The organism is Pseudoxanthomonas sp. CCNWLW251 (assembly GCF_037402255.1).
Taxonomy (GTDB): Bacteria; Pseudomonadota; Gammaproteobacteria; order Xanthomonadales; family Xanthomonadaceae; genus Pseudoxanthomonas_A.
Genome location: NZ_JBBEGA010000001.1, coordinates 417,537 through 429,199, shown reverse-complemented (window position 1 = coordinate 429,199; position 11,663 = coordinate 417,537). Strand labels below are relative to the sequence as shown.

Annotated in this window: 12 protein-coding genes; 6 read left to right on the top strand and 6 right to left on the bottom strand. The window is 68.6% G+C overall.

Annotation, left to right across the window (positions count from 1 at the left end):
- The first annotated feature begins 40 nt into the window (after positions 1–40).
- The 4 genes from WBN46_RS01945 to WBN46_RS01930 all read left to right on the top strand — a co-directional run bounded on the left by WBN46_RS01945 (position 41) and on the right by WBN46_RS01930 (position 3,798).
- Entirely contained in the window at positions 41–247 is a 207-nt protein-coding gene (locus WBN46_RS01945; RefSeq protein ID WP_055942196.1) for a cold-shock protein, read from the top strand.
- A gap of 96 nt (positions 248–343) precedes the next feature.
- Positions 344–1,579, top strand: coding sequence for an NAD(P)/FAD-dependent oxidoreductase (locus tag WBN46_RS01940; RefSeq protein WP_337730094.1), 1,236 nt, complete (start codon positions 344–346; stop codon positions 1,577–1,579).
- An 87-nt stretch (positions 1,580–1,666) separates the two neighbouring features.
- The gene (locus WBN46_RS01935; protein ID WP_337730093.1) at positions 1,667–3,295 is read left to right on the top strand and encodes an acyl-CoA dehydrogenase family protein; all 1,629 of its coding nucleotides are present in this window, start codon (positions 1,667–1,669) and stop codon (positions 3,293–3,295) included.
- The gene (locus WBN46_RS01930) at positions 3,292–3,798 is read left to right on the top strand and encodes a L,D-transpeptidase family protein (RefSeq protein ID WP_337730092.1); all 507 of its coding nucleotides are present in this window, start codon (positions 3,292–3,294) and stop codon (positions 3,796–3,798) included. Before WBN46_RS01935 ends, WBN46_RS01930 begins: the two co-directional genes overlap by 4 nt.
- A gap of 19 nt (positions 3,799–3,817) precedes the next feature.
- Here the strand turns inward: WBN46_RS01930 and fabR are convergent, their stop codons facing one another.
- Positions 3,818–4,459 carry an HTH-type transcriptional repressor FabR gene (gene fabR, locus WBN46_RS01925; RefSeq protein WP_225590959.1) on the bottom strand — a complete coding sequence of 214 codons (642 nt, stop codon included), beginning with the start codon at positions 4,457–4,459 and terminating at the stop codon, positions 3,818–3,820.
- A gap of 121 nt (positions 4,460–4,580) precedes the next feature.
- On the opposite strand from fabR, the gene WBN46_RS01920 reads away from it, so the two are divergent.
- Together WBN46_RS01920 and WBN46_RS01915 are read left to right on the top strand one after the other, a co-directional pair.
- Positions 4,581–5,684: a ferredoxin reductase gene (locus tag WBN46_RS01920; RefSeq protein WP_337730091.1), complete on the top strand. Its 1,104-nt coding sequence runs from the start codon at positions 4,581–4,583 to the stop codon at positions 5,682–5,684.
- Entirely contained in the window at positions 5,684–6,844 is a 1,161-nt protein-coding gene (locus tag WBN46_RS01915; protein WP_337730090.1) for an acyl-CoA desaturase, read from the top strand. Before WBN46_RS01920 ends, WBN46_RS01915 begins: the two co-directional genes overlap by 1 nt.
- Positions 6,845–7,015: 171 nt before the next feature.
- Here the strand turns inward: WBN46_RS01915 and WBN46_RS01910 are convergent, their stop codons facing one another.
- The 5 genes from WBN46_RS01910 to WBN46_RS01890 form a co-directional block, all read right to left on the bottom strand.
- The gene (locus WBN46_RS01910) at positions 7,016–7,234 is read right to left on the bottom strand and encodes a hypothetical protein (RefSeq protein WP_337730089.1); all 219 of its coding nucleotides are present in this window, start codon (positions 7,232–7,234) and stop codon (positions 7,016–7,018) included.
- 74 nt (positions 7,235–7,308) lie between these two features.
- Positions 7,309–9,090, bottom strand: coding sequence for an ABC transporter transmembrane domain-containing protein (locus WBN46_RS01905; protein ID WP_337730088.1), 1,782 nt, complete (start codon positions 9,088–9,090; stop codon positions 7,309–7,311).
- A 105-nt stretch (positions 9,091–9,195) separates the two neighbouring features.
- The gene (locus tag WBN46_RS01900) at positions 9,196–9,786 is read right to left on the bottom strand and encodes a YigZ family protein (RefSeq protein WP_337730087.1); all 591 of its coding nucleotides are present in this window, start codon (positions 9,784–9,786) and stop codon (positions 9,196–9,198) included.
- Positions 9,783–10,919, bottom strand: a complete 1,137-nt coding sequence (locus WBN46_RS01895; RefSeq protein ID WP_337730086.1) for a hypothetical protein — start codon at positions 10,917–10,919, stop codon at positions 9,783–9,785. The genes WBN46_RS01900 and WBN46_RS01895 overlap by 4 nt, the downstream gene beginning before the upstream one ends.
- On the bottom strand, positions 10,916–11,470 hold the full coding sequence (locus tag WBN46_RS01890) for an RNA polymerase sigma factor (protein ID WP_337730860.1): 555 nt from the start codon (positions 11,468–11,470) through the stop codon (positions 10,916–10,918). The genes WBN46_RS01895 and WBN46_RS01890 overlap by 4 nt, the downstream gene beginning before the upstream one ends.
- Positions 11,471–11,663 lie beyond the last annotated feature (193 nt).

Here is an 11,663-nt window from a genome sequence, read left to right as displayed (position 1 = left end):
GCACATTCCACCCGCATCCAGAAAAGGAAATACAAGCGCTATGCCGTACGGTACCGTGAAATGGTTCAACGATGCCAAGGGCTTCGGATTCATCGCGCCAGAAGATGGCAGCGCCGATGTCTTTGCGCACCACACCGCCATCAACAGCAAGGGCTTCCGCAGCCTGCAGGAAGGCCAGCGCGTCAGTTACGAGCTGACCCAGGGCCCGAAGGGTGCACAGGCGTCCAACATCACGCCGGCAGCCTGATCCAAGACGATTTTCTTGAACCCCGCTCCGGCGGGGTTTTTTAACGCCTGCATTCCGGCGCATCGCACGTCCGGCAGGAAAGGAACGCGGCACCCGATGGACTCCCTGCACATCGCCATCGTCGGTTATGGCACCGCTGGCCAGGCTGCGGCGTTGCTGCTGTCGCGCGACGGCCACCGGGTGGAGGTCTTCGAACGTGCGGAACAACCGGGGCCGGTCGGCGCGGGCTTCCTGCTGCAACCGACCGGACTGCAGGTGCTGTGGGAACTGGGCCTGCTGCCCGATGTGCTGGCGCATGGCCGGCGGGTCAATCGCCTGTATGGCGAAACGCCCTGCGGTCGTGCGGTGATGGACATGCGCTACGCCGGACTGGACGCGCACTTGTTCGGGCTGGGCATGCAGCGCGGAGCGTTGTTCACGCTGCTGGCGGAGGCATGGGCGGGGCAGAGCGAGATCCATCGTGATCACGCCATCGAGGCCGTCAGTGACGATACGCGTCGCGTACGCGACCAGCATGGCCGCTGGCATGGCCCGTTCGACCTGGTGGTGAGTGCTGACGGTTCGGCTTCACGACTGCGCGTGGCCACCGGAGCCGTGAAGCGCGAGGCCGTCTATCCGTGGGGTGCGTTGTGGCGACTGGTGCCACAGGGCGACTGGCGCTGGAACGACGAGCTGCGCCAGCGTTACGTGGCCGCGCGCAAGATGATCGGGTTGCTGCCGGTGGGCACGCGGCCCGGTGATGGAACGCCGCGGTTGAGCTTCTTCTGGAGTCTGCCTGTCAGCGACTTCGATGCCTGGCGCGCGCGCGGTCTGCCGGCATGGCGCGAGGAAGTGGCACGCCTGTGGCCCGAGGCCGACGCCTGCCTGGCCGACACCGTGGACGCCGGCCAACTCGCACGCGCCAGTTATCGCGACGTAACCCTGCGGCAGTGGTACCGGGACCGCCTCGTCGTGATCGGAGACGCCGCGCATGGCATGAGTCCGCAATTGGGCCAGGGCGTCAACATGGCGCTGATGGACGCAATGGCCCTGCGCGACGCGCTGCGCGTGCAGGGCGATGTCCCGGCGGCGCTGGAGGCATATCAGCGCGAACGCCGGGCGCACGTCGGCGTCTACCAGTTCTGGAGCCGCTGGCTGACCCCGATCTTCCAGTCCGACCGGGACCTCATCGCGCATGCCCGCGATCTGGCGTTCCTCCCGATGGGCCGGCTGCCGGGTGGGCGCGGCCACATGCTGCGGGTGCTGAGCGGCACGCAGCACGGCTTCTTCCGCAAGCTGGAGCTGAAGCAGGCGTTCCTCGGGACACTTCGCGACCTCGCCCGCACTGTCTAGGACATCGCAATCAGGGGCAGGGCCCGCAACGCATCCACGCGCCGCGCTGAATTGCGCGAGAATCCGGGCGTGCAACGGGAACCGACGATGAGCGAACTTCCTCCGTTCGAAACGCATTCCGTGGAAAACCAGCCACCACCGTTCGTGCCGCGCGACCTGTGGGCGGACGACATCGTGTTGCGCGAGTGCGTGATGCGTGATGGCGCAGGCGCGTTCGCCCCCCGGCTGGCGACCTATGGCGCGCTGGCGGGCGACGCGCTCTACCGTCTTGGCTTCGATGCGAACCGGGACCGGCCGCGCCTGCGCACCCATGACCAGCACGGCCATCGCATCGACCTGGTGGAATTCCACCCCGCCTATCACCAGCTGATGGAGGCGGCGAAGACGCACGGTGTCGCCGGCCTGTCGTGGCACGAGCCGTTGCCCGGCGCGCACGTCGCGCGCGCTGCGTTGAGTTATCTGCATCACCAGGCGGAAGCGGGCACCAGTTGTCCCCTGACGATGACGCATGCGGCCGTCCCCGTCCTGCAGCGCGAGCCTGCGCTGCGCGAATGGGCGACGAAGGCGACCGCCCCGCACTACGATCCGCGCGACGTGCCCATTGGCGGCAAGGCCGGCATCACGCTGGGCATGGGCATGACCGAAAAGCAGGGGGGGTCCGACGTGCGGGCGAACGCCACCACCGCCACGCCGGACGCCGACGACACCTACACCCTGGTCGGGCACAAGTGGTTCTTCTCCGCGCCGATGTGCGATGGCTTCCTGGTGCTGGCACAGGCGCCGGGCGGGCTGACGTGCTTCCTGATGCCGCGCCGACGGGCAGACGGTGCGAAGAACGCATTCCGGCTGGTGCGGCTGAAGGACAAGCTGGGCGACTGGGCGAATGCGTCGAGCGAAGTGGAGTTCACGGGCGCGCGGGCATGGCGTGTCGGCGACGAAGGACGCGGTGTGGCCACCATCATCGAGATGGTGATGCTGACCCGGCTCGACTGCATGCTGGGGTCGTCCGCCGAGATGCGGATGGCGCTGGCGCAGGCAATGCATCATGCGCGCCATCGCCGCACGTTCGGCAAGCCGCTTGTGGAACACGCCCTGATGCGCAACGTGCTGGCCGACCTCGCGCTGGAGTCCGAGGCGGCGACCACCTTCGCGCTCCGCGTGGCACGCGCGGTGGATGCGGCGCCGCGCGATCCACGCGAGGCCGCCTTCGCGCGCATTGCCACGGCCGCCGGAAAATACTGGCTCTGCAAGCGCGCGCCCGCGTTCGTCAACGAGGCGCAGGAATGCCTGGGCGGTGCCGGCTACGTGGAAGAATCGATCCTGCCGCGACTGTACCGGCAGGCGCCGTTGAACTCGATCTGGGAAGGCAGTGGCAACATCCAGTGCCTCGACGTACTGCGCGCCCTCGCGCGCGAACCCGAGACCGTGCAGGCGGTGGGCGACGAACTGGCCGCCGCTTCCGGGCACGATGCGACGTTCGATGCGTTCGTCGATCGCCTGCGTGACGACCTCGCCGCCGCCCGCGAAGCCGGTGCGCGCCTGCTGGTGGAGCGTCTGGCGCTTGCGTTGCAGGCGTCGGTGCTGCTGCGCGCGGGCAGTCCGGCCGCGACCCTGTTCATCCGCAGCCGGTTGGGCGGGGAGCATGGCCTGGCGTTCGGCACGCTTCCGGCGGAGGTGGACGCAGCGCCCCTGCTGGCGCGGGCATTGCCGGCATGAGCGCCTGGCGCTGGATGTTCGCGTTGCTGGCTGTGTTGGGGCCGTCGTCGCAGGCGCGCGAACACGGGGATTGGCCGCCGCCCTTGTTGCCCGCTGCGCAGCAGGCCGACGCGATCCGTGTCCAAAAGGCGCAGCGCCGCATGGCGCTGTTGCGCGGTGGGCGCACCATCGCCACGTATCGCATCGTCCTGGGGGGCGCACCGGTGGGGCACAAGCGCGAGCAGGGCGACCAGCGCACGCCGGAAGGCGATTACCGCATCACCTACCGCAACGGACGCAGCCGCTTCCATCTGTCGTTGCGCATTTCCTATCCGGATGCGGCCGACCGTCGACAGGCGCTTGCGCGTGGCGTCGATCCGGGCGGCGACATCATGATCCATGGCGCCACCCCGCCGGGTTCACGCGCTGACTGGACGGAGGGCTGCATTGCCGTGACCAATGCGGAAATGGAAGCGATCTGGCAACGCGTGCCGGTGGGGACGCCGATCAGCATCGAACCCTGACGGGCGCGTTGCCGGTCTGTCAGCGTTGGCCGCCCCCGCGGGAGGCCAGTGCGCGCGAGCCGGTGATGATCATGCGGACCATCTCGGACAGTTGCTCGATCAGTTCCTGATCTTTCTCCGGCGGCAGATCCATCGCCGTGGCGCCCATCGCGAACACCAGCCGGGTGATGGCCTTGGATACCAGCGCAGGTTCGTACAGCGGGGCGTTGTCGCGCGTGGCCAGCCGCACCAGGTCCATGCACAGCTCTTCTTCGAAGAACTGCAGCTCGAGCTCCACCGCGTGCTTGAACGCATCCGAACCGACGTTGCCTTCGCGCAGCAGCACGTGCAGCAGCTTGTCGTCGGCGCGCAGTTGTTCGATGAATGCCTCCACCGAGCCGCGCACCACGCTGCGGTCGCTGCTGTAGGCGCGGTGGCGCGCCTCGCCGATGATCTTGCGCAGCGAGCGGCCGGCCAGATCGATCAACGCGACGGCCAGCTCGTCCATGTCGCGGAACTGGCGATAGAAGCTGTTGGGGGCGATGCCGGCCTCGCGGGCCACTTCGCGCAGGCTCAGCGTGGACACGCTGCGATGCGGGCCCACCAGTTTCAGCGCGGCCGCCATCAGGTCTTCGCGCGAGATCGACGCCTTGCGGCCGGGGCCGTTGTCGTCGTGGGGCAGCGGTTGCGGGTATGAAGTCACGCGGGAAGGCCGGACGTGCGGAGTGATGGGGGCATCATAGCCTCGTAAATTAATATACAACTGTATACACATCCGTCCTTACAGGGGTATAGTGCTGGCCATGAATGCCCAGATCCGTCCGTCCCCCCGCCGGCCCGGTCCCCTGAAACGGCTGATCCGGCCGCTCGTCAAGCCGGATGTGTTCGATTTCTGGGCCACCCGCTTGCATCGCACCTGGACCTGGGAGCGACCGCTGGCCCGGCTTGTCGCCCGCGAATCCGCCTCCGCGGACGCGGTCACCCTGCTGTTCAAGCCGAACCGCCACTGGGCGGGCCATCGCGCTGGCCAGCATGTGAACCTGGGCATCGAGATCAATGGGGTGCGGGTTACCCGCAGCTACAGCCTGACGTCGCCCCCGCGGGCGGACGGGTTGCTGCCGGTGACGGTGAAGGCGATCGAAGGCGGCAGGGTCAGCCGTTACCTGCACTCGACGGCCCGCATCGGCGAGATCGTCGAGCTGGGACAGGCGTTCGGCGACATGACGCTGCCGGCAGCGCCGACAGGCGCCTATCTGCTGCTCGCCGCGGGCAGCGGCATCACGCCGCTCATGGCGCTGGTGCGTGAACTGGCCGGGCAGGGCATGCCGGTCGGTCTGACGTTGCTCTACTGGGTGCGCCGGCGCGAGGAGGCCTGCTTCCTCGACGAACTGCGGACGCTCGCCGCCGCCCATCCGGGCTTCCACTTCCGGTTGCTGCTCACGCGCGAAGCCGCCTCTGCCGGCGACGAAGCCGAAGGCCGCATCGATGACACGGTGCTCTCCACGCAGGCGGGCGATCCCGCCACGCAACAGGTGATCGCCTGCGGGCCGGGCGGGTTCGTCGAAACCGCGCGTGGCCTGCTGGCCTCGCGCGTGGCCTCGTTCCAGGCCGAAGCGTTCACCGCCCCGCCGGTACTGGTGGTGGACGAGGGCGAGGTCGACATCCGCCTGCAACGCAGCGGGCGCACGCTGCGCGTGCCGCGTGGCGAATCCCTGCTGGTGGCCCTGGAGCAGCACGGCCTCAAGCCGCCGTCCGGCTGCCGCATGGGCATCTGCAATACCTGCGCCTGCGGCAAGTCCGCCGGCAGCACGCGCCACCTGCCCAGTGGCGCGCTGATGCATGAACCCACCCAGGCGTTGAAGCTGTGCATCCACAGCGCCGCCACCGACATCGAGCTGGATCTGTAATGGCGACCCTTTCCTCCCCCCGCAACCGCAGTCTCACCGCCGACGAACTGGATCGTTTCGGCGAGGAACTGGACGCCCTGCGTGCGCGTACCGTGGCGACGCTGGGCCAGCGTGATGCGCGCTATATCCGCAACGTGGTCAAAGCGGTGCGTTACACCAACCTGACCGGCCGCGTGCTGTTGCTCGCCGCCGCGATCGCCGGTGGCCTCTGGCTGGCCGACAGCGCGGTGGGCTGGCTGTTCTGGGTGCTGTGGGCGCTGGGTGCGCTGTCGCTGGGCCTGGGCAAGATCCTCGACAACATGGAGCTGGGCCACAACGTGATCCATGGCCAGTACGACTGGCTGGGCGACCCGCAGCTCAACGGCAAGACCTACGACTGGGACATCGTCGCCACCAGCGAGAACTGGCGGCACACGCACAATTTCCGCCACCACACGTACACCAACGTGCGTGGCATGGACGACGACATCGGCTATGGCCTGCTGCGCATCTTCCCGGAGCAGAAGTGGAAGCCTTTCTACCTGGCGCAGCCGGTGGTCGCGGTGGTGTTCGCGCTGCTGTTCCAGTGGGGCATCGCCATCCAGGACCTCAAGCTGGGCCGCTGGTGGCACGGCAAGATGACCACCCAGCAGCTGCGTCGCAAGTCCGCCCCGGTGGTGCGCAAGATGGGTCGCCAGCTGGCCAAGGACTACGTGATCTATCCGGCGCTGGCCGGGCCTTTCTTCCTGCCGGTGCTACTGGGCAACCTGGTCGCCAACGGCCTGCGCAACGTGTGGACCTACGTGATCATCTTCTGCGGGCATTTCACCGCCAATGCGGAAACATTCCCCAAGGAATGCATCAAGAACGAGTCGCGTGGCCACTGGTACTTGCGCCAGTTGCGTGGTTCGTCCAACCTGCGGGGCGGATTCCTGATCAACGTGCTGTCGGGCAACCTGAGCCACCAGATCGAGCACCACTTCTTCCCCGATATCCCGGCCAACCGTTACGCCGAGATGGCACGCGAGGTGCGCGCGATCTGCGCCCGCTACGGCCAGCACTACAACACGGGCACGCTGCTCACGCAGTTCGGGCAGGTCTGCTGGCGCATCGTGCGCCATGCCTTTCCCAGCCGCCCGCGACGCGCGATGGCGCTGGTCCAGGCGGAGGCCGCTGCGTAAGAGCCAGGCGCCGCCGTCCGGCGGTGCCGCAGCGCGCGCCGCAAGCGCGATATCGCGCCTGAGCCGCCATTCGGCAAAGAACGAAGCGGCGATCAGGCCCGTACCCGTCAGGCCCAGCCACTGGAACCGGGGATTCTCGAAGACCTCGTCGACCAGGTCGCTGTCCTGCAACTAAAGGCGCAGCAGGCGTACTTCGCTAGTTAACGCATCCGTACCGGACTCGCCACGATGAGCGGCTTCCTCCGCCTGTAGTGCCTGGCGCGACATCGCCCGGCTTCCCGTGGCATCAGCGCCTTCGCGGCGTTCCACCGTGACGACCCGTGCGCCGGTCAGCAGGTCAGCGTGGTGCCCAAGCCAACGCGGCAAAGGCGGAAGCGATTCCTGGATCATGCATGGGCTCCGGTCCTGGCCTCTCGCATCGTAGTGGAAGCTGCCCTCGGACGGCCGACGCACTCGCGGCAGGATCAGTCCAGGAACTGCAGTCGCGCAAGCTCGGCGTACAGGCCGTCCTGCGCCAGCAGTTCCGTATGCGTGCCCTGCGCGATGATGCGGCCACGGTCCATCACCACGATGCGGTCGGCCTTCAACACGGTCGCCAGCCGATGCGCGATGACCAGGGTGGTACGGCCCTCCATCAGCCGTTCCAGTGCCTGCTGCACCGCGCGCTCGCTCTGTGCGTCGAGCGCGCTGGTGGCTTCGTCCAGCAGCAGGATGGGCGCATCCTTCAGCAGCGCCCGGGCGATGGCGATGCGCTGCTGCTGGCCACCCGACAGGCGTGCGCCACGCTCGCCGAGCTGGCTGTCGAAGCCTTCCGGCAACTCGCGCAGGAAGTCGTCCGCTTCCGCCGCCTCGGCCGCCGCCTGCAGCTCGGCATCGGTCGCATCCAGCTTGCCGTAGCGGATGTTCTCCGCAGCACTGGCTGCGAAGATGGTGGGCTGCTGTGGCACCAGCGCGATGTGTTCTCGCAGGGCGGAAGGATCCAGTTCACGCAGGTCCACGCCATCGACGCGCACGCTGCCGGTCTGCGCATCGTGGAAGCGCAGCAACATCGAGAACACGGTGCTCTTGCCTGCACCGGACGGTCCGACCAGGGCGACGGTTTCGCCGGGCTCGACGCTGAGGTCGAAGCCGTCCAGCGCGGGAAGGTCGGGGCGCGACGGGTAGTGGAACGAAACGTTGTCGAAGCGGATCTCGCCTTTGACCGGCTGCGGCAACGTGCGTGGTTGTGTCGGCGCCTGGATGACAGGGGTTTCGCCCAGCAGCTCCGCGATGCGGCCCATGCCACCGGCCGCGCGTTGCAGTTCGTTCCATACCTCGGCCAGTGCACCGACCGATCCGCCGCCGATCAGCGCGTACAGCACGAACTGGCCCAGCGTGCCCGCGCTCATCGTGCCGTCGATCACGTCATGCGCGCCCGACCAGAGCACCAGCGTGATCGCGCCGAAGATCAGGGTGATGGCCGCCGCGGTCACCCATGCCTGCGCGCGGATGCGCTTGCGAGCGGTTTCCACGGCGGTCGCGATGGCGGCGCCGAAGCGGCCGCGTTCGTAGGGTTCGCGTGCGTGCGCCTGCACGGTGCGGACGGCGCCCAGGGTTTCGCTGGCCAGCGTGTTGGCATCGGCCACGCGGTCCTGGCTGGCGCGCGACGCTTTCTCCAGTCGGCGGGCACCCAGCACGATGGGCAGCACCGCCAGGGGGATGCCGATCAGCGCGAAGGCCGCCAGTCGGGGGCTGGTGACGAACAGCATCGCCAGGCTGCCGATCACGGTGACGCTGCTGCGTAGCGCCACCGACATGCTGGTGGCCACCACGGTGCGCAGCAGTTCGCTGTCGGCGGACAGTCGCGATACGAGTTCGCCGCTGCGGCTGCGGTCGTGGAATTCGGCATCCAGTCCGATCAGGTGCCCGTACAGCTGGCCGCGCAGGTCCGCGACGACCTTTTCGCCCAGCAGGGACACGAAGTAGAAACGCGCCGCGCTGGCCAGCGCCAGCACGACCGCCACCACGAACAGGAACAGGAACGCGCGATTGATGTTCGCGCCGTCGGTGAAGCCGTTGTCGATCATCTGCCGGAATGCGACCGGCAGGCTCAGCGTCGCCGCAGACGCCAGCGCCAGCGCCAGCAGCCACGCGGTGAACAGTCCGCCGTGCTGGCGCACGAAGGGCCACAGGGCGCGCAGGGTGCCCAGCTTGGCCTTGGGCTTGGGAGCCGCAGCGCTGTCCGCGGTGGTGGCGTTGTCGTTCATCGGCATCCGGAATCGAAGTGGTTGTGGGAGGGGCTTCAGCCGCGACCGGAATGTGTCGTCCCGGGTCGCGGCTGAAGCCCCTCCCGCAGGCACCTGCCGCCGGATTCACGCTGCCGTGGATACCACGCGCACCCGGTTACGGGTGGCGTCGCGCAGATGGTTTTTCAAGGCATCCGCGCGATCCACCGGGAGTTCCAGCGTCAGCAGCGCGCCGTTTTCATCGAACGATTCCTGCAGTTTGGTCGCCAGATGCGGTGCAAGCGCGGCATGCACCGCACCCAGGTCGTCGAACAGGCAGGCGAGCACCAGGTGCGTGGTGGCCACCAGCGGCTGCCGCAGGGCGGTGCGCAGACATTCCGCCGCCGCACCGCCGTAGGCCCGCACCAGCCCGCCCGCGCCCAGCTTGATGCCGCCGTACCAGCGGGTCACCACGACCATCACCCGGTCGAAACCCTGGCCATCGATGGCGGCCAGGATCGGTCGGCCCGCCGTGCCCGCAGGCTCACCGTCATCGCTGGAGCGATATTCGCCGCCGATCCGGTAGGCCCAGCAGTTGTGTGTCGCGGCGGGATCGCCGACTTCGCGCAGGAAGGCGAGCGCCCGGTCGGCATCGGCGACGGAGGTGGCCTGTGCGAGGAAACGGCTGTGCTTCACCTCCAGCAACTGCGAGGCGCACGCGGCGAGGGTGTCGCTCACGGTGTGCCGAGCAGCGGGCGCAGGTCGTCCGGGACGCGCTGGAACGGGTGCTCCTGCACGAACAGCTGCAGGCTGCGCAGCGCGTTGGCGTTGTCGCCCAGGTCACGGCGCAGGCGGATGCGGTCAAGCCATTCGTCCGGGGGCAGCCGTGTGTCAGCATCGACCGGGACCTGCAGGTCTGTCCGCCGAAGGGCGGTGCGTGCGGCACTGGGCTGGACGCTGCCGGCACTGGCGGCCGGAGCGGGCGGGGGCGGGGGCGGTGCTGCCGGTGCGGGCGCTGCGTCCTGCATACGTCCCTGGCGTTCCCGCGTGCTTATGCGGCTGCCGGTGACAGCGATCGTGTCGAGGGTGCGCCCTTCATTGGCGGCGGCCTGCTTGCGCCCTTCCTCGTAACGGGCGCGCTGTTCCTGTGAGGGCTGGGCGGCGGAACGCTGTTGTGTCTGCGCACGCGCGATGGCTTCCGGTACGTCGGCCGCCATCGCGGCCGGTGGTGCATACGCATCCGTTTCAGCCGGGAAGGCCTGGGGTGCCACCGGTTGTTCGCGCGACGATGCCTCCTCGGCTGAAGGCAGGCCGGGAACGGCGGGAATCAGTGCAAGGGGGCTGCGCTTCGGCGCGGCCTCCTGTCGTGCGGCGGCTTCCGCATTCTTGCGCGCGGGCCCGGACGGCGCGACGTCACGCTCGATGACGGCGGATGGCGGAGGAGGCCGCATGGCCTTTGCCGGGGCAGCAGGTTCCGTCGCCACGATCGCGGGCGGAGGAGCGAGCGATTCGACGGCGGGCGCGGCGGCATCCGCGGCGGCGGCATCGGCGTCCTCGCCGATCAGCTGGGCCGAGCGCTGTGTCTGTGCCGGGGCTTCGCTGGCCACCGGGACGTCGTGGCTGGGGCGAAGCTGCCAGGCAATGCCGGCGGCCAGCAGTACCGATGCCGCCACCCCCATGCCGAGTGGCCAGCGTCGGCGGGTTGGCGGCACCGCGCCGCCCCGGGACGGCGTGTCCTGCACAGCCGCCCGCGCGGCGCCCAGGATGCGCGCATCCAGCTCCGGCGACGGCGCACCGTGCGGTCCCAAGCGGGACAGCGACTGCGCCAGCGTGCGTTCTTCAGGCGTCAGGGGCTCGTGGGGCATCTTCATGGGTTCAATCTCGTCCGCAACCGGTCCATCGCATAGCGCAGGCGCGATTTCACGGTTTCCCGGCCCACGCCGGTGATCTCGCCGATCTCCTCCAGGGTCAGTTCCTGCTCCAGCCGGAGCAGCACGACTTCGCGCTGTTCCGGCGGCAATTCGTCCATGGCCAGTTGCAGCTGCCGTCGCTGCTCGAACTCGGAGAGCTGGCGCTCCGGCGTGTCATGGTCGGGAACGCGCGCGGTCCGCTCGTCCGCGTCCACGGGCGTGGCGGGTCGGTGTTTCGAAGCGCGCCAATGGTCGTTCAGCCGATTGTGCGCGATCCGGTACAGCCACGTCCCGAATGCCGCCTCCGGCTTCCAGCCCTCGCGCGCGCTGATCACGCGCTGCCAGGTGTCCTGGAAGAACTCGTCGGCCAGCGCCGGGTCGCGCAGGTGGCGCAACAGGAACCGGTACAACGGCCCACGGTGGCGCGCGTAGAGCTGTTCGAAGGCCGACGCGTCGCCAGCGGCGTAGGCCAGCATCAGGGTCTCGTCGGCGGGTTCTGCGAGGTCGTTCACCGACACCAGCGTAAGCCGTCCACGCACGCCCGTGAAGTCGGGGCGTGGTCGCGGCGCCGACACGTTCAGTGATCGACGCCCGTCGGGGATCGTGGTCGGGTGGGTCAAGGCGACAGGGGGAGCGGGACGGGACACACGTTTTCAAACGCGCGACGGCCCTTGAAGGGGTTGCCTTGGCCGTTTCCGTTCAGGG

What these genes read in the sequence shown, in the direction of transcription:
- WBN46_RS01905 (WP_337730088.1), bottom strand. Translation starts at nt 9,090, where the DNA reads ATGAACGACAACGCCACCACCGCGGACAGCGCTGCGGCTCCCAAGCCC.
- WBN46_RS01935 (WP_337730093.1), top strand. Translation starts at nt 1,667, where the DNA reads ATGAGCGAACTTCCTCCGTTCGAAACGCATTCCGTGGAAAACCAGCCA.
- WBN46_RS01930 (WP_337730092.1), top strand. Translation starts at nt 3,292, where the DNA reads ATGAGCGCCTGGCGCTGGATGTTCGCGTTGCTGGCTGTGTTGGGGCCG.
- WBN46_RS01945 (WP_055942196.1), top strand. Translation starts at nt 41, where the DNA reads ATGCCGTACGGTACCGTGAAATGGTTCAACGATGCCAAGGGCTTCGGA.
- WBN46_RS01895 (WP_337730086.1), bottom strand. Translation starts at nt 10,919, where the DNA reads ATGAAGATGCCCCACGAGCCCCTGACGCCTGAAGAACGCACGCTGGCG.
- WBN46_RS01920 (WP_337730091.1), top strand. Translation starts at nt 4,581, where the DNA reads ATGAATGCCCAGATCCGTCCGTCCCCCCGCCGGCCCGGTCCCCTGAAA.
- WBN46_RS01915 (WP_337730090.1), top strand. Translation starts at nt 5,684, where the DNA reads ATGGCGACCCTTTCCTCCCCCCGCAACCGCAGTCTCACCGCCGACGAA.
- WBN46_RS01940 (WP_337730094.1), top strand. Translation starts at nt 344, where the DNA reads ATGGACTCCCTGCACATCGCCATCGTCGGTTATGGCACCGCTGGCCAG.
- WBN46_RS01910 (WP_337730089.1), bottom strand. Translation starts at nt 7,234, where the DNA reads ATGATCCAGGAATCGCTTCCGCCTTTGCCGCGTTGGCTTGGGCACCAC.